The organism is Corallococcus sp. AS-1-12 (assembly GCF_020036995.1).
In the GTDB taxonomy this organism is placed as follows: domain Bacteria; phylum Myxococcota; class Myxococcia; order Myxococcales; family Myxococcaceae; genus Corallococcus.
In genome coordinates this window covers 322,122-340,921 of the sequence record NZ_JAIQDD010000002.1, presented here as the reverse complement: position 1 = coordinate 340,921, position 18,800 = coordinate 322,122, and the positions used below count along the sequence as shown (strand labels likewise).

General features: G+C 70.4%; 16 protein-coding genes. 11 read left to right on the top strand and 5 right to left on the bottom strand.

What is annotated here, in order from left to right; translation table 11 throughout:
* The first annotated feature begins 69 nt into the window (after positions 1-69).
* Positions 70-828: a hypothetical protein gene (locus K8556_RS03785; RefSeq protein ID WP_223738627.1), complete on the top strand. Its 759-nt coding sequence runs from the start codon at positions 70-72 to the stop codon at positions 826-828.
* 29 nt (positions 829-857) lie between these two features.
* Here K8556_RS03785 and K8556_RS03780 read toward each other — a convergent pair whose 3' ends face one another.
* The gene (locus K8556_RS03780; protein WP_223738626.1) at positions 858-2,522 is read right to left on the bottom strand and encodes an amidase; all 1,665 of its coding nucleotides are present in this window, start codon (positions 2,520-2,522) and stop codon (positions 858-860) included.
* 109 nt (positions 2,523-2,631) lie between these two features.
* On the opposite strand from K8556_RS03780, the gene K8556_RS03775 reads away from it, so the two are divergent.
* The 4 genes from K8556_RS03775 to K8556_RS03760 all read left to right on the top strand — a co-directional run bounded on the left by K8556_RS03775 (position 2,632) and on the right by K8556_RS03760 (position 6,181).
* On the top strand, positions 2,632-3,522 hold the full coding sequence (locus K8556_RS03775; protein WP_223738625.1) for a hypothetical protein: 891 nt from the start codon (positions 2,632-2,634) through the stop codon (positions 3,520-3,522).
* 290 nt (positions 3,523-3,812) lie between these two features.
* The gene (locus K8556_RS03770) at positions 3,813-4,910 is read left to right on the top strand and encodes a hypothetical protein (protein WP_223738624.1); all 1,098 of its coding nucleotides are present in this window, start codon (positions 3,813-3,815) and stop codon (positions 4,908-4,910) included.
* Positions 4,911-4,973: 63 nt separating this feature from the next.
* Positions 4,974-5,279 carry a hypothetical protein gene (locus tag K8556_RS03765; RefSeq protein WP_223738623.1) on the top strand — a complete coding sequence of 102 codons (306 nt, stop codon included), beginning with the start codon at positions 4,974-4,976 and terminating at the stop codon, positions 5,277-5,279.
* Positions 5,276-6,181 carry a trypco2 family protein gene (locus K8556_RS03760; RefSeq protein ID WP_223738622.1) on the top strand — a complete coding sequence of 302 codons (906 nt, stop codon included), beginning with the start codon at positions 5,276-5,278 and terminating at the stop codon, positions 6,179-6,181. The genes K8556_RS03765 and K8556_RS03760 overlap by 4 nt, the downstream gene beginning before the upstream one ends.
* Before the next feature lie 36 nt (positions 6,182-6,217).
* Here K8556_RS03760 and K8556_RS03755 read toward each other — a convergent pair whose 3' ends face one another.
* Positions 6,218-9,832 carry an HYR domain-containing protein gene (locus K8556_RS03755; RefSeq protein ID WP_223738621.1) on the bottom strand — a complete coding sequence of 1,205 codons (3,615 nt, stop codon included), beginning with the start codon at positions 9,830-9,832 and terminating at the stop codon, positions 6,218-6,220.
* 220 nt (positions 9,833-10,052) lie between these two features.
* Between K8556_RS03755 and K8556_RS03750 the strand changes: the two genes are divergently transcribed.
* Positions 10,053-10,430 (top strand): hypothetical protein, encoded by a 378-nt coding sequence (locus K8556_RS03750; RefSeq protein ID WP_223738620.1) that lies wholly within the window; start codon positions 10,053-10,055, stop codon positions 10,428-10,430.
* Here the strand turns inward: K8556_RS03750 and K8556_RS03745 are convergent.
* Positions 10,339-11,436: a hypothetical protein gene (locus K8556_RS03745; protein ID WP_223738619.1), complete on the bottom strand. Its 1,098-nt coding sequence runs from the start codon at positions 11,434-11,436 to the stop codon at positions 10,339-10,341. The two genes, K8556_RS03750 and K8556_RS03745, sit on opposite strands and share 92 nt — an antisense overlap.
* A 302-nt stretch (positions 11,437-11,738) precedes the next feature.
* Here K8556_RS03745 and K8556_RS03740 point away from each other — a divergent pair, with 302 nt between their 5' ends.
* Both K8556_RS03740 and K8556_RS03735 read left to right on the top strand, forming a co-directional pair.
* On the top strand, positions 11,739-12,503 hold the full coding sequence (locus K8556_RS03740; protein ID WP_223738618.1) for a hypothetical protein: 765 nt from the start codon (positions 11,739-11,741) through the stop codon (positions 12,501-12,503).
* Between the two features lie 26 nt (positions 12,504-12,529).
* Positions 12,530-13,249 carry a hypothetical protein gene (locus K8556_RS03735; protein ID WP_223738617.1) on the top strand — a complete coding sequence of 240 codons (720 nt, stop codon included), beginning with the start codon at positions 12,530-12,532 and terminating at the stop codon, positions 13,247-13,249.
* A 304-nt stretch (positions 13,250-13,553) separates the two neighbouring features.
* Here the strand turns inward: K8556_RS03735 and K8556_RS03730 are convergent, their stop codons facing one another.
* Positions 13,554-13,916, bottom strand: a complete 363-nt coding sequence (locus K8556_RS03730; RefSeq protein WP_223738616.1) for a hypothetical protein — start codon at positions 13,914-13,916, stop codon at positions 13,554-13,556.
* Between the two features lie 259 nt (positions 13,917-14,175).
* On the opposite strand from K8556_RS03730, the gene K8556_RS03725 reads away from it, so the two are divergent.
* Positions 14,176-15,072: a sugar phosphate isomerase/epimerase gene (locus K8556_RS03725; protein ID WP_223738615.1), complete on the top strand. Its 897-nt coding sequence runs from the start codon at positions 14,176-14,178 to the stop codon at positions 15,070-15,072.
* 13 nt (positions 15,073-15,085) lie between these two features.
* Here the strand turns inward: K8556_RS03725 and K8556_RS03720 are convergent, their stop codons facing one another.
* Positions 15,086-15,568 (bottom strand): hypothetical protein, encoded by a 483-nt coding sequence (locus tag K8556_RS03720; RefSeq protein WP_223738614.1) that lies wholly within the window; start codon positions 15,566-15,568, stop codon positions 15,086-15,088.
* 63 nt (positions 15,569-15,631) lie between these two features.
* Between K8556_RS03720 and K8556_RS03715 the strand changes: the two genes are divergently transcribed.
* Positions 15,632-17,299: a sensor histidine kinase gene (locus K8556_RS03715; protein WP_223738613.1), complete on the top strand. Its 1,668-nt coding sequence runs from the start codon at positions 15,632-15,634 to the stop codon at positions 17,297-17,299.
* The gene (locus K8556_RS03710) at positions 17,296-18,648 is read left to right on the top strand and encodes a sigma-54 dependent transcriptional regulator (RefSeq protein WP_223738612.1); all 1,353 of its coding nucleotides are present in this window, start codon (positions 17,296-17,298) and stop codon (positions 18,646-18,648) included. Before K8556_RS03715 ends, K8556_RS03710 begins: the two co-directional genes overlap by 4 nt.
* The last annotated feature ends 152 nt before the right edge of the window (positions 18,649-18,800 follow it).

The following is an 18,800-nucleotide window of genomic DNA, read 5'->3' as shown; positions in this document are numbered from 1 at the left end:
AGAGGGTTTGCCTTCACCCTTTCCAGACGGTGGTGGTATGACCGTCAGTCATTGCCCTGGAGTCACCCCATGCCCCGCCCCATCCGCGATTCCTCGCCCAAGCTGCATACGGCGAAGCCCTACGACCGTCCCGCCGCGACGTCCTCCTCGGAGAAGAAGCCCCGGCCGCTGCCCGCGGGCTTCGCTCCCACCGAGACGGGGAAATACCAGACGAAGGAAGGCGACAAGGTCGTCTTCGCGAGGACGGAGCCCGGCCGCCCCGCCACGCCGCCGCTGGGTGCGGAGAAGAGTGGCCAGAGCAGCTACACGAGTGGCACGGCCCAGTACGACAAGTTCGAATACAAGCAGAAGCGCGTCCCGGACTGCCTGTTCACCACCGAAGAGCTGATGAATGACAAGCAGTACGACCCCCGAGGCAAGGGGACCATCAACAGCAAGGTGGCCGTGACGGGTGAGGACTTCGGCGTGAGCAACAAGGCCAACATCCAGGCGTCGAAGAAGGCCAAGAAGACAGACGCGGCCCAGGTCAACGAGCACGTCAATCCCCAGGTGGGAGACGGGGTCGCCATCGTCCGGCAGGGAAAGCCAGGGGTTGGCGAGTCGCCCTACCACGCGGCGCCCGTGGTGGCGCGGGACGGCAATCAGTTCCTCACCGCGGAGGTGAGCGCGCCCGCCAGCGGCAACGCGGTCAAGGAGCGCACCACCATCCCCAAGGTCCATGCCTTCACGGTGGGCGATGCGAACAACTCCTTCCACGGCCAGCTCGCGACGGCGGACCAGTACGGAGAGGACGCCATCACCATCGGCCTGAAGAAGAAGGACCCCTGAGCCACGCCGCGTGAGCGCCCCGCCCGGCCCTACGCGCCGCGCGGGTCCACGCTCCGGAGGAAGGCGGGCTTGCGCCGTGCGCGCGAGGCCTGCTCGTAGGCATGGGCGAGCTTGAGCAGCACGGGCTCGCTCCAGGCGCGGCCGATGAAGGACACCCCCACCGGCAGCCCGTGCACGTCGCCCGCGGGCACGGTGATGCTCGGGTAGCCGGACACGGCGGCGGGCGTGGAGCTGCTGCCCAGCCAGTGGTCGCCCAGCACGAGGTCGATGGGGCCCGCCGGCGCCTGGGTCGGCGCCACGAGCGCATCCAGCTTGTGCTTGTTCATCACCGCGTCCAGGCCCTCGGCGCGCGAATACCGGCGGCACGCCGCCAGCGCCTTCTTGTAGGCGGCGTCGGTCAGCGGGCCCTTCTCCTGCGCCTGGAGCAGCAGCTCCTGCCCGAAGTACGGCATCTCGCGCTCGCGGTGCTTCTCGTTGAAGGCGATGAGGTCCGCGAGCGTCCGCACCGGGGCGCCCTCGCCGAGCTGCGCGAGCCAGGCCTCCAGGCCCGCCTTGAACTCATACAGCAGCACCTCCAGCTCCGGCGCGTCGAGCTTCGCCGCGTTGGGCAGCACCACCGGGTCCACCAGCACGGCCCCCTGCGCCTTCATCACTTCCAGCGCGCGCTCCACGACCGCGTCCGTGGCCGGGTGGTAGCCGAAGAACCGCTCGCGCGGCACGCCGATGCGCGCCCCCTTGAGCCCCTGGGGGTCCAGGAACTTCGTGTAGTCCGGGTGGGCGCGGCCCCTGCCCGCGGCGGTGGCGGGGTCTCGCGGGTCCTCGCCCGCGAGCACGCCCAGCAGCGCCGCGGCGTCCGCCACGGTGCGCGTCATGGGGCCCGCGGTGTCCTGGGTCGAGGAGATGGGGATGATGCCCGCGCGGCTGACGAGCCCCACCGTGGGCTTCAGGCCCACCAGCGAACACGCGGACGCGGGCGAGACGATGGAGCCGTCCGTCTCCGTGCCCACCGACACGGCGCAGAAGCTGGCCGCCGTGGCCGCGCCCGAGCCGGAGCTTGAACCGGACGGGGTCCGGTCGAGCGCGTAGGGATTGCGGCACAGGCCGCCGCGTCCGCTCCAGCCGCTGGTCGAGTGCGTGGAGCGGAAGTTGGCCCACTCGCTGAGGTTCGTCTTGCCCAGCAGGACGGCGCCGGCGGCGCGCAGCCGCTCCACGATGAAGGCGTCACGCGGAGGGACGGCGCCCACCAGCGCGAGCGAGCCCGCGGTGGTCTGCATCTTGTCGGCCGTGGCGATGTTGTCCTTGATGAGCACGGGGACGCCGTGCAGCGGCCCGCGCGAGCCCTTCGCCTTGCGCTCGGCGTCCAGCGCGTCCGCCTGCGAGAGCGCGTCGGGGTTGAGCTCGATGACCGAGCACAGCGGCAGGTCCCCGGTGCGGTCGAGCGCGCGGATCCGCTCGAGGTAGGCCTCCGTCAGCCCGCGCGCGGTGTGCCGGCCGGACTCCAGGCCCGCGCGCAGCTCCGCGACCGTCGCCTCCTCCAGCGCGAAGGCCCCGGGCGCGGCGGTGGCGGCGGGTGGCGCGGCGGCGCGCGCGTCCCGGGCGGCCAGCGCCCCCGTCACGGCGGCCGCGGCCCCGAGGAGCGTGCGGCGGGAGAGACCCGTCGGGTCCGGTTCCGAGGCAGCCGTCTTCTTCGTCATGGCACAAGGCGTAGCCGAGGCCGGCCCGTCGTGACAAGGCTGACACAATCCCAGTCAGGGGCGGTGTCACTGGCGTGTGATACACGGAATTCCTCACCTGGAGATCCCCATGCGTCTACGCGCCCTTGCATTGACCTGCTTCGCCGCGCTCGCGGCCTGTGACAACACCCCCATCGACTCCGAGTCCCCGGAGGAGCTGGGCGTCAGCACCGCCGCGGCGACGGCGACCCGCCTCTACGCCGCGGTGGGCGACAACGAGCTGAGCTTCGAGACGCTCGGCACCTTCGAGCAGCGGGACGGCGTCCGCGCCCTCGTCATCCGCGCCACCGCGAACCGATACCTCGCGGACGTGCTCAGCTTCGTCCCCGATGACGCCTTCGGCGACGCGAACATCATCAGCGAGCGCCGGTTCGAGATCGTCCTGCACGACGGCTACGAGCTGAACACGGTGCTCTCCGGCCTGCCGCTCTTCGTCAAGGTCACCACGAACACGGGGACGCCGCGCGCGTACACCGCGCGCATCGTGGTGGCCCCGCGCTTCTTCGACTTCCGCGGCGACTCGGGCATCTGGATCGACGAGGCCGTCACGCCCCGCTACGTCGTCCAGCCGAACAACAACCTGCTGTACCGGGGCCACGCCTCGGTCTCCGGGTACGTCGACTGGCTCAGCGTCACGGCGCCGGACGGCATCCCGTCCGTCTACGGCCGGCCCAACTACAAGCTCGACTGGTCCTACCCGACGCTCCAGCAGGCCATGGATCCGCACACGGTCCCGCTCGCCTTCAGCGCGGGGGGCGACGACGGCGCGACGATGCAGAAGACCGCCCGGCTGGTGGCGCGCGTGACGGAGCTCGCGCTCACGGACGGCGACGCCTACGACGTCTGGCCCAGCCCGCCCTGCGACCCCGTCGTCTCCAACTGCTACCACTCGCAGCCCGCGGGCACGACGGACTTCAGCCAGTGCGGCACCTACCGCCAGGTCCTGCGCTGCACGTACTGAGCGCCCCGCGGCAGGCGTAACCCAGCAGGGGGTGGGCTCGCGCCACGAAGCCAGGCGCGGGCAGCCCGTCCAGCCCATGCATCGCGCCTCCGAGCCCCCGCCGGCTCTCCTGGCCGTGGGCTGGCGTCCTCCGCTCGCCTGGACCGCCGTCGCGGCTCCAGGTTGCCAGCCCTGCCACCCTCACACCAGCGCCGCACGACCTCCGCGCCTCCGGTCCAGGCCTTAGCTTCCTCTTGAAGAAGCCCACGGCGGTCGCGGCCCGGCCGCGGTCACACACAAGGAGGGGTGCCATGGCAGGGACCCAGAAGCAGAAGAGGACACGAGGCAATGGAGGACATCGGCCGGAGGCGCTGGCCGAGCCACGGGAATTGAGCAAGGGAGTGTCCGACGGCCCGGCCGCGGCGAAGCTCCGGCCGCTGATCGACGTCATCGACAAGGCCGTGGCCTCCATTCCAGACACGAAGCAACGCGAAGAGGCGGGACGGATCCTCAAGCGGGTCGTGGGCGGCGCCATCCACGACGTGGGGCGCCTGCGGGCAGTCGCCCGCGGCGAGGAGCTGGGCGCGACCGCCCAGAGCGCCATGGCCGTGGCGAAGCAGGTGAAGGAGCTGGGCTTCGTCGAGTTCACGGCGGGCCTGATTGACGGCACCTTCAATGCCATCATCGCCGCCACCATCAAGCAGATGGAGGCCTACTCGAAGCTCGTCGCCGACCTGAGCAAGAGCCTGTCCGAGTTCCAGTCCGAGAACGTCACGGACGCGCAGGTCACGGCCTACCTGGAGCGCAAGTACCCCGACGGCAAGGGCAGCACCTGCGTCCGCCCGGATTTCATCTTCGAGAACACCCCGGCGGATCCCGCCACCGGGGCCCCAGAAAAGACAGGCAACGCGAAGCTGAAGGAGGTGGCCCGGGCCCTCGAGCTGGAGACCCGGAACCTCAAGCAGCCGCTCACGCTCACCGTGGGTAACGACGTCGCGTCGTTCACCTCGGATCAGATCCTCACCATCCGCCAGGCGCTCGCCCAGACCCTGGCCGTGAGCATGATTGAGCACCTTCGCTCGATGGCGCGAGAAGGCATGGCCCGCATCGTCATCTCGGAAGGCGAGCTGCTCTCCAAGCTCACCTTCAAGGTGAACTCGACCGAGACCGATGCCATGCAGCAGAGCAAGTTCAATCAGAGCAACTACAACGTGGGGCTGAGCGTCGGCGGCAGCTTCCCCTGGGTCAGGGCGTCGCTCAACATGGGCTACAGCCACGTGAGCGTCTCGACCATGAACGAGAGCTCCTTCGACGCCATCACCATGAGCACGGAGATCATCGGGCAGGTGAAGATCAACTTCCGGACGCAGACCTTCGAGCCCGTCGTCGTGGAAGGCCCCATCACCTGAGAGAGGCCCGTGGGGTCCCAGCGCTGGAGTGACCCTCCAGCCCCCGGGGCCTCCCTTCCCGCCATGGCCACCATCCCGCTCGCGAATCTGCTCACCCTTTTCATCGAGGGGCTCGTCGACCAGCGCGAGCGGGCCTCTCCCGAGGCGGCGCTGCGATTGCTCGTCGAGGAGGTGGAGCTCCAGGTCCCGCTCTTCCTCCATCTGGTCGCGGACGGGGCCACCGCTGCGCCCGAGTCCTCCCGGAGGCTCCTGCTCACCCTGCCTGAGGTCCGTGAAGCACCGGCCCCGCGCGCGCTGGGGCGCCTGCGGGTGACCCTCGTCCCCCGCAGCGGGGAACCCACTCCCGTCGAGGAGGAAGCGGAGTCATGAAGGTCCCGACGATCTCCCAGTCCCTGGAGGCTCCCACAGGGGATGGTGGCACCTGGCGCATGGTGGCCGAGGACAACCAGGAGTGGCAGCTCGCGGAGATGATTGACGCCATCGCGGCCGAAGTCGACCGGGCGGAGGACACGCTCGCGCTGAAGTCCTACGCGCGCAGGGTCTCCTTCGCGGTGAAGGCGCTCAAGCTCGACCTCAGCGTCACCGTGCGCCGCTCGGGGGATGGGGGCGTCTGGTTCAGGACGATGATGCCTGGCGAATCAGGGGGCACCCTGCTCAACCTGGACTTCTCGCAGATTCTCGAGAGCCAGCTCAGCGAGCTTCGGGCGCCGCTTGAAAGCAGCACGGCCCAGCCGCTCCACACGCTGCCCGGAATCCGCGAGCGGGAGATACAGGCGCTCGCGGCGGTCTCCATCTTCTCGCTCGGGGACTTGGAGCGCTACACGCGGGCGGCGCCCCTGATGGCGGAGGTGGGGCGCAAGACGGGCATTCCCGAGCACAAGCTCCGGAGGTGGCGCAAGCTGCCGGCGCTTCTGTCGATTTCGCCTCCGGGTGGAGCGTCCGGGGACACCGTCGTCGTGCGAGGCACGCACCTCGGGCGCCAGCCACCTCCAGGCGCGACGGTGTTGTTCCAGGAGCGTCCGGCGGAGATCCTCGACTGGGGCGAGACGCACATGACCGTCCGGATTCCCCCGGACGTCTCCGGGCCGGGGACGTTGTACGCGGTGCTGGAGGGCGAACCCACGAACCTCTTGAGCTGGGAGGCGCACACGCAAGCCCGGCGCGGCACCGCGCATGAAGGCTCCGCGAGGGAGCATGTCCCTCATGGCCGGAAGAGCCCCCGGTCCGGCCGGCGTCCCTTGAGGAGCCCGCGCAAGCCGCGCCACCGGTAGCGCGGGGATGAGCCCTTCGAGGGGAGCGGGCGGGCTTCAGGGGCGCGGCTCATGCCCCTGCGGCACCCGCGCGCGCCGCCGGGACAACCCCACCAGCGTGAGCAGGACCCACGGCAGGCTCGCGGATGCGCCCGCGCCCGCGCAGCCACAGCCGGAGTCCTCCGGCTCCGCGCCTCCCCCCGTACCGGCGTCCGTCCTCGTGCCGGCATCCACCGCGGCTCCCGCGTCCGGGAGACCCGCATCCACGGCGCCAGCGTCCGGCAGGCCCGCGTCCACGGTCCCCGCGCCGGCGTCCGTGCCCGCGTCCGTGCCGGCATCCACGACCGGCGCGGGGAGCACGGTCACCTGGAACTGGCACGCCGCGCGGTTGCCCGCCACGTCCGCGGCCTCGGCCTGGACGGTGTGCTGGCCCACCGGGAGCACCGTGTCGGGCGTGACGCGGAGGACGGGCGCGGCGTCGATGGCGTCCGTCGCCTTCACGTCGTAGGCCGGCGCCGCGCCCTCGGTGACGACGAGGTCCGCCGGGCAGCGCACCGTGGGCGGCGTCGTGTCCCGCTTCACGTTCACCGTGAACGGAGTGGCGCCCCCGAGCGAGTACGCCGTGCACGTGATGCTCCGCCCCGGCGTGTCGTCCGTCACCGTCAGCGGCTCACAGCCCACGGTGGAGAGCGCCGTGCCGGACTCCGGATCCCAGGCCTCGAAGCGGACCGTGACGTCGCTCCGGTAGAAGCCTCCGCCGCCCTGCGTCCCCTCCACCGAGGCGTTCACCGAGGGCCCCGTCCCGTCCAGCTCGATGGCGAACGGCTCGCGCCCCTCCTCCAAGGCCGTGGCGGCGAACACCATCCGGGGGCCCGCGAACACAGGCACGCCGGGCGCCGAGCCCAGCGCCCCCGGAGTCACATCCGCCAGCAGCGTGGAGGTGCTCGCCCCTGGCAGGTAGTAGCGCGGCTCCAGGCCCGTGGAGGGCTCCGCCCCGTCGAACAGCAGCGCGCCGCCCCGGGAGACGAGCCACGTCGCGCCCGGCGCCTCGGCGACCGTCACCGTGCCCGCCGGGGTGCCGTCCGTCCTCACCAGGAAGCGGCCCTGCGCGTTCTGCAGCAGCAGGTAGGGCGTGCCGTGGTGCAGCGTCGTCGCGAGCAGCCGGCTCGACCCCTCCCCCGGCTGGAAGTCCGCGAGCCGGCGCGTCCCCTCCACCGTGCCGTCCGACACCCAGGGCTCCCGCCCCACGCCCGCCTCCGTCGCGGTGAAGAAGAGCAGCCCGCCCGTCGCCTTCAGGTCCTCGGGCGCGAGCGCAGCGGATGCCGTCAGCGCCAGCGTGCCCGCCGCCGTGGCGTCGCTGCGCCACACCACGCCCTGGGTCACGAACCAGACCCGGTTGCCCGCACTGGTGAAGGACTCCATCCGGGCCGGCATCTGCTTGAGCAGGGTGGTGCCCGAGGCGGTGCCATTGGTCCGCGTCAGGTTCCAGCGATACGCCGTCGGATTGTAGAAGGAGAACACCAGCACGTCCCCGACCGGGAACAGGTCCGACGCGTAGTCATACGAGCCGTACAGCGACACCAGCCGCGTCGTGGTCGTGGAGCTCTCCGTGTGCGTCCACAGTTGGAAGTACGGGCTCTGCCACCACAGGCCCACCAGCTTCGTCCCCACCGGCTTGAAGTCCAACGGGCTCCCCTCCCCCTGGGACGAAGTGGCCGTGCCCTTCGCGGGGTCGCCCACGTAGAGGCTGGAGTAGGTCTGCCGGAAGGCGAGCTTGCCGCCCGCGAAGGGGGTGAGCTGGCTGGGATAGCCGGAGCTCGACCAGAAGGTCAGCGCGATGGCGTCCCGGGTCCCCGCCGGGGTGCCGTCCGTCTGGACGATGGGGTTGGGCTTCGAGCCCTTCAGGTCCGGGACGAAGTACGCCGTCGCGCCCACGGAGACGAAGCTCGCGGGGTTCGAGCTGCCATTGGACGTGGCCCGCACCTGGAAGGGCGGCGGGTCGGTGACGGTGCCGTCGCTAAGCCAGGCCTTCATCCGCCCGTCCTCCTTCGCGGCGAAGAACGCGTGGCCCAGCGTGTCGGGGGACCACATCAGGTGCATGTCCGGATCCACCGCCTTCACCCGCCGCGTCCCCGCGACCGTGCCATCCGTGGCCCACACCTCCTTGCGGCCCTCCACCGTGGCCAGGAAGTGCACCCGGTCGCCGGTCACCGCGAACTCATCCGGCGCGGAGCCTGTCGCGCCAGGGTTCAGGTCCCCCAGCAGCACCGTGCCCTCCGCCGTGCCGTCGCTGCCCCAGAGCTCGACGCCCGTCACGCCGTCGTCCGCGGTGAAGACGAGCGCGGCGCCCGCCCGGCGCAGGTCCACCGCCGTGGGCAGCTTCGCGGCGAAGGTCTTCACCTCCACGGTGCCCTCCGCCGTCCCGTCCGTCCGCCACAGCGCGGAGCCCGTCACCGTGTTGGCGAGGAAGTAGACGGACTCCCCCAGCAGGGTGCCCCGCGTCGGGTTGGAGGACTCGGTGCCGGGCACCAGGTCCTTCACCAGGACCGTGCCCGCGGCCGTGCCGTCCGTGCGCCACAGCTCCGTGCCCTCCGCGGTGGTGGTCCACCCGAAGAGGAGCTGCGAGCCGACCTTCCCGAAGGGCGTCATGTCGGCATACGAGCGGCTCGACGACACGGACTTGAGGAACCGGGTGGAGGCCGGGTCCTCCTGCGAGAGCGACAGGGAGTGGGAGTACGGAGCGCGGGAGCCGCTGACGCTCTCGTAGTAGAGCCGGTCGCCATCCTCCGCGACGGTGGTGCCGGAGCCACCGCTGACGCGGCGGGTGCCCTCGGCCGTGCCGTCGCTGGTCCAGAGCGACCAGTTGCCGGTGTAGCCGACGCTGGCGTACAGCCGCCCCGCGCGGGAGAAGGTGCGCGTCTCCAGCGAGTGCGCGCTGTCGTCGAACGCCTTGAGCAGGCGGGTGCCCTCGACCGTGCCGTCGGAGCGGTAGAGCTTGTTGCTCGACCCGAAGTAGAGGGCGTCCCCCACCACTGTCACCGCCTTGACCTCGTGGTTGTTGTACTGGCCGTAATCGCTCCGCGCGAGCCGCCAGGTGCCCTCGGGCGTGGCGTCCGTGCGCCACAGCTCCCAGGCCGTGAGGCCGTTGTCCGCGATGAAGTAGAAGACGCCGTTCATCACCGCCCCCTGGCCGGTGACGCCCCGCGTTCCCTCCACGCTGTCCCTGATGAAGCGCGTGCCCTCCGGGGTGCCGTCCGTCACCCACCACTCGGTGCCGTGCACGGCGTCGTACAGTGGGATCAGCACCCGCGGCCCGAAGGGGATCCGCACGTTCACGCTGATGCTTCCACCGGGGCCCGGGTTGAGGTCGCCCAGCGGCCGGGTGCCCTCCGGGGTGCCGTCCGTCACCCAGGGCTCATAGCCGTTGCCGTCGGTGTCCGCGAAGAGGACCTTCCCGCCCGCCACGCCCAGGAGGGACGGGGAGGTGTACGAAGGGTCCTCCACCACGCCCGTGCGGAGGTCCCCCAGCAGGACCGGAGCGCTGGCGCCTCCGGACAGCGCCGCCCGGGAGTGTGCGGGCTCCGTGCCGCTGGAGGACGTGCCCTCCGGAGTGGGAGGAGCGCAGGAGACGACGGTGGACAGGAGGAGCACGAGCCCCGGGAGCGAACGCATGGGGCCGGGACCTTATCCGCTCCCACCCCTGCAAGGCATTGCCCCCCGCACTCGACGCGTCGAGTCGACGTCGAACGGGTGCTTTCGACGCGTCGAAGGAGGGCAATCCCAGACGCTCCGAGGCGTCCGTGTGCTGGCACGCCCTGTGTACTGAGGGATGCGTCGTGAGCGGCATGAAGCCGCTCCGGTCCAGCCCTCTCACGCTCAGGAGAAATCCACCATGTCCAGCACCAATGCCTTCACCTCCACCACCTGCGGCTCCTCGATTGGCACGGCCACGGGTGGCCCGATGCTCCCCGGCACCGCCCTGGTGTCCATCAACGGCAGCACGGACCTCTCGCAGTGCATCAAGGGCGACGGCGGTTCGTACGTGCAGAAGATCTCCATCGAGAGCTACGAAGGCGCCGTCTACACCAACAAGATCGTCGTCACGGGCCGCGGCCCGACCGGCACGGGCCACCGCTCCGACTTCACCTTCACCATGTCGAGCGGCGAGGCCGTCACGCTCACGATCGCGAGCACGTCGCTGGAGGACCACACGGTGAAGTGCAGGACGACCGGGCTCGTGCAGATCGACTGGAACCTGAAGGACCTCTAGGTCCACCCGAGGCCGCGCCGCACGCGGCTTCGTACTCCTGGAGCCTGTGCTCGAAGCGCTCGCGTTCCGGGGTGGGCCACCCGATGGGTAGCTCCTCCACGGCCTGCCGCTGCGCGGCCAGCGCCTCGGTGCACTGCTTCAGCCCGAAGTGCGCGGCGGCGGCGGTCTCCAGCACGTAGGGGTTGGGGTGTTCCCGCTGCTTGGAGTCATGCAGCGCGGGCCGGATGGCCGAAAGGGCGGCGGCGTACTGCCCCGCCTGGACCTGCCGCCACGCATGCTCGGTGGCGAACCACCGGGCGCGGGGCGCCAGCGCATACGCCCGCTCGATGACCGCCGGGTACTCCGGAGCCTGGGGTTCGTACAGGGCGAGCTGCACGGCCAGGTTGGTCCAGGCCGCCGGGCTCTCCGGGAAGCGGGACACCCTCAGCCGGGCCCAGCCCATCTTCTGCTCCAGGGGCAGCTTGTATTTGTAACTCCCTCCCCGGCTGCACGTGACGGCGAACATGTACGTCGAAGCGAACCGGTGCCCGGCGAGCGTCGCGGGCCGGAAGCGATGCTCGCCCAACTGCTCGATGAAGCTCCGGGCGAACCCGCGCGCCCCGTCCTCGATGACATCGCAGCCCTGCATCTGGCCGTCCGCGGCGATATGGCATTGGAGGACGACCACCGCGAACTCGACGCCCCCCGGGAGCTTCTCGACGTCCGGGTAGCGCAACCGGTAGCCGCCGCGCTGGGGCTCCTGGAACTCCTCGTCCAGGTACGTGCATGCCGGAACATGGCCCGCGTCGCACGCGGCCCGCAGGTCCTCCAGGGCCCGGACGACCTCGCCTTCCGTGGGCTTGCCCTTCAAGGTCCTGACGACCTCTTCATGGACGAGGGCCGCCTGTCCGGCATCCAGCTCCAGGGCGGGAGCAGCGGTCTCCGCCAGACGGGGGGCGGGCTCCCCCAGGTTCACCGCGTCCAGGAGCCACGGATAGGAGGCCTTGTTCCTCAGATAGCCTTCCATCGCCAGGGTCAGGTGACCATGGCTCGCATGGGGGGGAGGAAGACCGTAGTGGCTGCATCCGGACAGCAGCCCCAGCAGTGAAAGAGAGACAAGGCACCCGCGCATGGGCGCGCAATCTAGACGGCCCCATGTCCAGACGGGAATCGCCGTCCGGTGTGGGGCTCCACAACGGGGCCCCCGCTGGGAATCCGTGGCGGCATGACTCGCCTGTCAGCACTCCGCGGACCCCGGTTGGCGCAACGCCCCTCCGCTTCCCAGGCAGGGCTTTCCTGGCATGGGGGTTGCCTATGGGGCACGCCACCATGACGCCACGTTTCATCTGCCTGCTCATGTTGTCGTTGGCCGTCCCTGGCGCTTCCGCCAGCGCCGGGGAGCCCGCGCCCGAGCCGCCTCCGGCCCTGACTCGGGGTTGGTTCGAGAACCCCACCCGCACGCGCGGACTGCTCGGCTCGACCGCGTTGCCGCTGCATGCGGGAGAGGGCTTCGTCGGGCAGCAGGCGCTCTTCGCCACCGTCGCGGAGGTGGGCCTGAGCGAAGGCGTGTCGGTGAACGTGGCGACAGCCTCCTTCATCTATTCGATGGCCCGCGCCTTCCAGGACGTCCCCTTCAGCCTCATGGGAGGCATCAAGGTTTCACGGCCACTGACAGCGCGGCTGCATCTGGCATGGGGCGTCCAGGGCGGCAGCTTCGACACCGACCTCTATCTGCTGGACACGCTCAACGCCGTCTCGGTCTACGGCATCCTCACCTATGGGACGCCTGACGCCCATGTGTCGCTCACGGTCCGGCCCTTCTTCGCCTGGGGGACCCACCACTCCGGAAGCCTGATGGTCTTGCCCATGCTGGGCGGCTTCGTCCGGCTGGGAGAGCGCTGGGGCCTCGCGGGGGAGGTCGCGCTCTCACCGGTCGCTGGCATCAGCGGCACGTTTGGCTTCGCGACGGCGGGCGCGCGGTTCATGGGGCGCCAGTGGTCCCTGGACCTGGGGCTCCTCGCGGAGCAGCAATGGAAGGACACGGATAACCCCTCCGTGCTGCCCGGGCTCTCATTCCTGTTCCACTGGCGCTGAATCCGTGGAGCATCGAGGGGGAAATCATGACACCACGTTTCATCTGCCTGCTCCTGTTGTCGTTGGCCGTCCCTGGCACCTCCGCCGCCGGAGACTGGTTCGAGAATCCCACCCGCACGCGCGGACTGCTAGGCTCAACGGCGCTGCCGCTGCATGCGGGAGAGGGCTTCATTGGACAGCAGGCGTTCTTCTTCACCGTCGCGGAGGTGGGCCTGAGCGAGCGCGTGTCCCTGCATGCGGCCACGGCCACCCCATTCCAATTGGTATACTCCGAGAGAATCTTCAGCCTCATGGGAGGCATCAAGGTGAGCACGCCGCTGAGCGGGAAGCTGCATCTGGCGTTCGGCGCGCAGGGAGGCTCCTACGACAGCGACTTCCCGGGCTCGCTGGGGCCCCACAACGCCGTCGCCGCCTACGGCACCCTCACCTATGGGACCGCCGACGCGAACCTCTCCCTCACGGTCCAGCCCATCTACGTCTGGGCCCGGGACAAATATGGGGGCCTGATGGTGCTCCCCATGCTGGGAGGCTTCCTGCGCGTCGGGGAGCACTGGGGCTTCGCGGGGGAGGTCGCCCTCTCCCCGGTGGAGGCCATGGCCGACCCGTTCGCCTTCGCGACGGCGGGAGCGCGGTTCATGGGGCCGCGGTGGTCCGTGGACCTGGGGGTCCTCGCCGGAACCCAGTTGCAGCATCAGGACACCCCCGCCATCGTCCCCGGCGCGACCTTCCTGTTTCACTGGCGCTGAGGCACAAAGGCAGACGCGCTCCCGGTCGAAACAGGCCGAGAGGGCAATGACAGATGTTCCAGAAAGACCTGCCCCCTCAGCAGGGGGCATCAGGGATGCCAGCACCCGCTTGCGGCCTCCACACAGAGAGCAGTCGAAGACATCCAGCGCGAAACTACGGCGCAGCAGCCTCGCCCCATCCAATCGCTGCGTACGCTGCTTCATCGACTCCACCAGCGCAGCCAGGGCTGGTCCCTCCTCCTACGACTCCGGCACCGCATGAGGGAGCGAGGAAACGGTGGCCGACTTCTGACCGCTCACCGGCTCAGCGCGCGATGTCGAACTCCACGTCGGCGCGGGCCTTGTGGGTGGCGCACTGTCCCGACGAGGTTCCCGAGACATCCAGGACGAGATGGCCCGCGAAGCGCGTGGCATCGTTCACCCGCAGCTCCAGCGCCCCGGTCACATCCTGGCTCACGCCGTCCTCCTGAATGGGCCCATAGCAGGCCGTTTGTGCCCACACCGCCCGCACGCCCGGACTGTGTATCTCGTCAGGGGTGAACGTGGGCTCGAACCAGGACAACAGGGGCACCTCCACCGCTACGTCGATGACGAAGGTCGCGGGCCCGGCGCCCAGAAGCGCCGTGTCGAAGCGCAGATTGAAGCAAAGGCTCGAATTGTCGAACATTCCCCTACCGGCGGTTTCCGTTCCGCAGACCGCAAGGCTGCTGACCTCCGGCCAATCGGGGTCGTATGGAGAGGCGAGGTCCCCCTGTTGGACGTCACTGAAATACTTCCATTCTCCATCGTACTCCGCATGGATCGCCCCCATCTCTCCAAGGGGTTCATCGGAATCACAGCCAGGAAGTGACAACATCATCAGGGCGAGGAGTCCTCTGGGAGAGAAGAGGAGGGACCGAAGGTTCATCTTGGAATGAGGGCGCATCATGTCCGCACGTTTATATATGAAGTGGCTCCCGTCCCTGCTGCTCCTGGCGTTCGTGGGCTGCGCGGACCCACGGCGCTCGGATCCACCCGAGGCTCCGCTCGGTGCGTTCAACTTCACGCTGGAGTCGCGGCCGGTCGCCGCGCAGGTGGAGCTGCTGGACTCGCTCGGCTACGCCGGGATGACGCTGTTCTGGCCGGGCCGCGAGGCCTTTGACAGCCATGCGCGCCAGCCCGCCGTGGTGGCGGGGCGGGTGCGGCTCCCCGCAGTCATCTTCAGTCTGCCCTTCGACACGGCCTGGGACCGCCAGGAGCGGGATGGGATGCTGGCGGCGCTCGCCCCCACGCGGACCGCGCTCTGGCTCATCCTGAGCGGGCCTCCGGATGCGAAGGCGTCCCTGGTCGCCTCGGTTCGCGACGTGGTGGACCTGGCCACCGCGCAGGGCGTGGACGTCGTCCTGTACCCGCATGACGGCGCGGCCATCGAGAACGTCGAGGAGTCGCTCGCCCTGATGGCCGCGGTCGACCGGCCCCGCTTGAAGACCTCGCTCCACCTCTGCCACGAGCTCCGGGCGGGAAACCGCGACCGGCTGGAGGCCATCATCACCACCGCCGCCCCCCAGCTCGCCCTCGTGAGCATCCACGGCGCCGCGCGCGAGTTCGATCCAAACGCCGCCACCTGGTCCGACGTCATCCAGCCGCTGGACCGGGGCGACTTCGACGTGGGGACCGGGTACCTGCTCCCCTTGCGCCGGGCCGGCTACGAGGGCCCCGTGCTGCTCCACACCTTCGGCCTCCAGGACCCACCGGAGGACCACCTCCGCCGCTCGATGGGGAGGTGGCGTGAGCTGTCGCGCTCGGTGGCCGACACGCTCGCGAACGCGGAGGGGCCCGGCTGAGGAGCGCCCCCGCTCAGGGCTCGCTGAAGCCGCCGCGCACCCACGCGTTGGCGGTGTCCCGGGTGAACTTGAAGTTCACCGGCACGCGGTGCTTCGCGACGGTCTCGCCCGCGTCGTCGATGGCGGAGAGCAGCGCGTGGGGCTCGTACTCATCGGCCACCATCTCGAGGCGGACCTCGTACCAGCGGCCCTCCCAGGCGATGGAGAGCTTCTTGGTCATGGCCTGTTCACGCTGCCGCGCGGAGCGGTCCAGGACCTCCGAGGCCGTCTTCACGAAGGTCGCGAACGCCGTCGCGTCGAAGGGCTTGGGGTTCTTCTTGTCGCGGCCCATCACCCACGGGCTGATGAGGACGGGCTCGGGGATGCCCTGCTTGCGGATCTCCACGGCCCAGCCGTCGTCCTCCTCGTTCTTGATGACCCTGGCCGACCAGCCGTTCTTCCGCCAGAACGTAGGCTCCATGACCTCGGACTCGGCGGGCGTGTGCTCGTTGCTCATGGGCATCCCTCTTAACCTCACGAGCGTCTGCCGTGCGGACCGAAATGCGTGGATGATGGGCGCATGTCGTCGCCCTCGGCCCACCCCTCCCTGACCTCTCTCGTGCCCCCACCGGGCGAGCTTCTTCGCACGCAGCGAAAAGCGGGCCGGTCCGCCGTGGTCGGCCTGATGCTCCTCTGGGGCGCCGCCTTCGTGAGCCCCTTCGTGACCTACCAGGCGGACGTGAAGGCGGCGGAGGGCGAGCTGCTCGTCCACCTGTCGGACCGCGCGGGCCTCCAGGCCCAGGCGCTGGGCGCGCACCTCGGGCTGCTGCGCTCGGAGCTGCAGCGGCTGGCGGAGCACCCGTCGCTCAGGCCCGAGGACGGCGCCGCGCCCCCCGAGGTCGCGCTCCTGGAGAACGCCTTCGGCCACACGTCCCTCTTCTCGGCGGGCGTCGCGCTGGTGTCGGTGGACGGCGAGCGCATCTGGAGCGACCCGGCGAGCATGTCGCTCGGGCGCACCCCGCTCGCCTCGCGCCCGTGGTTCCGGCGGATGATGGAGAAGCGGGCCGCGTCGGTCGGGCTGCTGGACGAGGAGGGCGGAGGCATCGTCGCGGTCGCGGTCCCCATCGTGCGCGACGAGCGCATCGTGGGCCTCCTCGTGGGCGAGCTCGCGACGGCGAGCGAGCTGCTCCCGCCCCATCGCGGGACGAACGAGTCCATGGTCGCCCTGCTCGGCGAACGCGGCCGGCTCCTTTTGCCGGCGACGCCCCCGCCCCTGCTGCGCCAGCCGGAGCTCGCCGCGCACCTCCGCCCCCTGGTGGACTCGCCCGCGGCCATCACGCTCGGAGGCACGCGGCTGCTGGGCGCGGCGGCGCTCGTCCCGGGAACGGACATGCTGCTCGCCGTGCTCGAGGACGAGGCGCGGGACCGCGAGCTGCTCAAGCGCCGCTACCTCGGGCAGCTCGGCTTCCACACCGCGCTGCTCGGCGGCGTGCTCCTGCTCTTCACGGTGCTCCTGCGCCGCTCCTACCGCTCGCTGATGGCCGCCGAGGAACAACTGCGGCGCCAGGAGACGATGGCGGCGCTCGGCACGGCCTCCTCGCTCATCGCGCACGAGGTGAAGAACGCGCTCAACAGCATGCAGGCCGCGCTCAGCATGATCCGCGCGAAGGGAGGCGAGACGACCCTGCCCGTCCAGGCGCTGCGCTCCCAGGCGGACCGGCTCGGCCACCTCGCCCGCTCGTTGCTGAGCTTCGCCTCCCCCCAGTCCACGCAGCGGCGCAGTTGCGAGATGCACCTGCTGGTCCAGGACGCGCTCCAAGCCGTGAGGCTGCTGCCGGAAGCCGCGGACGTCACCATCGAGACCCGGCTGCAGGAGGGGCTCTTCGTGAAGGGGGACCCGACGCTGCTGGTCTCCGCCGTTGACAACCTCATCCGCAACGCCGTGGAGGCCGGCGCCGTGGCCCATGACACGGGCCAGCAACCCACGCCGCGCGTCGAGGTCCAGCTTCTGCGCGAGGACATGGAGGTGGTGCTCGTCGTGGAGGACAACGCGGGAGGAGTGCCCCTGGCCTTCGAGCCCAGGCTCTGGGAGCCCTTCGCGGTGGGCCGCTCGCGAGGCATCGGGCTCGGGCTTCCGATGGTGCGCACGGCCATCCGTGCGCATGATGGAGGAAGCGTCTCCTACACCCGCGTGCCCGGAGGCAGCCGCTTCACGGTCCGCCTTCCGCTTGAGAAGATGGCCTCATGAGCACCTCCCTCCTGCTCGTCGATGACGACCGGACCTTCTCCTCGCTCGCGGCGTCCATGCTGAGCCAGGAGGGCTTCCGCGTCCGCGTCGCGCGCTCGCTGCATGAGACCCGCGTCGCGCTCGCCGCCGAGGCCCCGGACCTCGTCGTGCTGGACCGCCGGCTGCCGGACGGAGATGGGCTCGTCTTCCTGCCCGAGCTGCGCGCCCAGCTCCCGGCGACCATCGTGCTGATGGTGACCGCGCACGGCGACATCGAGAGCGCCGTCGAGGCCATCCGGGCGGGGGCTCGCGACTACCTGAGCAAGCCGGTCGAGATCGACGACCTGGTGATGCGCGCGCGCCGCGCGGCGAGCGACCTCCAAATCCAGGAGCGGCTGCGCCAGGCCGAGAGCGTCCTCGAAGGACGGCACCGGATGGCGGAGCCCCGCTCTCCGGCGATGCAGCGGACGCTCCAGATGCTGGAGCGGATCGCCACCACGCCGCGCAGCCCCGTCCTGCTGCTCGGGGAGACCGGGACGGGCAAGGCGGTGCTCGCGCGCCATCTCCACGCCCTGCGCCAGAAGCAGGGCGCCTTCGTGCAGATCAACTGCGCCGCGCTCCCGGACACGATGATGGAGAGCGAGCTCTTCGGCCACGAGCGCGGCGCCTTCACGGACGCGAAGACGGCGCGGCGCGGGCTCGTGGAGCTCGCGAACGACGGGCTCCTGTTCCTCGACGAGGTGGGGGAGCTGCCGCTCGCGCTCCAGGCCAAGCTGCTCACGTTCCTGGACAAGGGGGCCTTCCGGCGGCTCGGTGGGACGACGGAGCTCACGAGCACCGCCCGCATCGTGGCGGCCACCAACAAGGACCTCGAAGCGGAGGTCGCCGCCGGGCGCTTTCGCGAGGACCTGCTCTTCCGGCTGAGCGTGTTCCGCGTGGACGTGCCCCCCTTGCGCGAGCGTCGCGAGGACGTGCTGCCGCTCGCGCGGACGCTCGTGTTGGAGCTCAGCTCGGAGCTCGGCCGGCGCCCGGTCCCCTTCTCCCCCGCCGCGGAGGAGCGCCTGCTGAGCTACCCCTTCCCCGGCAACGTCCGCGAGCTGCGCAACGTGCTCGAGCGGGCGCTCGTGCTCGAGGGCGGGCCCGTGCTCGAGCTGCAGTCGCTCGCCAAGGGAGGCGGCACGCCCGCCTGGAGCGACCCCAACGCCTTCTCCGTGTCAGGCCCACCCCGGCCGCTCGATGAAGTGGAGCGGCTCTACGTCCGGCACGTGCTCGAGCAGCTTGGAGGCAGGCGCATGGAGGCGGCCCGCGCGCTGGGCCTGTCCTATCCGACCTTCCTCCGCCGCCTGGAGGAGAGCCCTGCCTCGGAGTGACGGACTTTAAAATTCGTTCATCGTCCGGACCGGCGGCTTCAAGATTCTTTCATCGCCCCGTCCGGAGGTGCCCCGCCCTCGACGGAAGACGTCCGGAACGGTCTGGCACAACGCTTGCGTAGTCCCCCATGTCACGCCGGGCCCAGGTGAGG

What these genes read in the sequence shown, in the direction of transcription:
- K8556_RS03740 (WP_223738618.1), top strand. Translation starts at nt 11,739, where the DNA reads ATGACGCCACGTTTCATCTGCCTGCTCATGTTGTCGTTGGCCGTCCCT.
- K8556_RS03765 (WP_223738623.1), top strand. Translation starts at nt 4,974, where the DNA reads ATGGCCACCATCCCGCTCGCGAATCTGCTCACCCTTTTCATCGAGGGG.
- K8556_RS03720 (WP_223738614.1), bottom strand. Translation starts at nt 15,568, where the DNA reads ATGAGCAACGAGCACACGCCCGCCGAGTCCGAGGTCATGGAGCCTACG.
- K8556_RS03760 (WP_223738622.1), top strand. Translation starts at nt 5,276, where the DNA reads ATGAAGGTCCCGACGATCTCCCAGTCCCTGGAGGCTCCCACAGGGGAT.
- K8556_RS03715 (WP_223738613.1), top strand. Translation starts at nt 15,632, where the DNA reads ATGTCGTCGCCCTCGGCCCACCCCTCCCTGACCTCTCTCGTGCCCCCA.
- K8556_RS03750 (WP_223738620.1), top strand. Translation starts at nt 10,053, where the DNA reads ATGTCCAGCACCAATGCCTTCACCTCCACCACCTGCGGCTCCTCGATT.
- K8556_RS03745 (WP_223738619.1), bottom strand. Translation starts at nt 11,436, where the DNA reads ATGGAAGGCTATCTGAGGAACAAGGCCTCCTATCCGTGGCTCCTGGAC.
- K8556_RS03770 (WP_223738624.1), top strand. Translation starts at nt 3,813, where the DNA reads ATGGCAGGGACCCAGAAGCAGAAGAGGACACGAGGCAATGGAGGACAT.
- K8556_RS03735 (WP_223738617.1), top strand. Translation starts at nt 12,530, where the DNA reads ATGACACCACGTTTCATCTGCCTGCTCCTGTTGTCGTTGGCCGTCCCT.
- K8556_RS03785 (WP_223738627.1), top strand. Translation starts at nt 70, where the DNA reads ATGCCCCGCCCCATCCGCGATTCCTCGCCCAAGCTGCATACGGCGAAG.
- K8556_RS03780 (WP_223738626.1), bottom strand. Translation starts at nt 2,522, where the DNA reads ATGACGAAGAAGACGGCTGCCTCGGAACCGGACCCGACGGGTCTCTCC.
- K8556_RS03775 (WP_223738625.1), top strand. Translation starts at nt 2,632, where the DNA reads ATGCGTCTACGCGCCCTTGCATTGACCTGCTTCGCCGCGCTCGCGGCC.
- K8556_RS03730 (WP_223738616.1), bottom strand. Translation starts at nt 13,916, where the DNA reads ATGTTCGACAATTCGAGCCTTTGCTTCAATCTGCGCTTCGACACGGCG.
- K8556_RS03755 (WP_223738621.1), bottom strand. Translation starts at nt 9,832, where the DNA reads ATGCGTTCGCTCCCGGGGCTCGTGCTCCTCCTGTCCACCGTCGTCTCC.
- K8556_RS03710 (WP_223738612.1), top strand. Translation starts at nt 17,296, where the DNA reads ATGAGCACCTCCCTCCTGCTCGTCGATGACGACCGGACCTTCTCCTCG.
- K8556_RS03725 (WP_223738615.1), top strand. Translation starts at nt 14,176, where the DNA reads ATGTCCGCACGTTTATATATGAAGTGGCTCCCGTCCCTGCTGCTCCTG.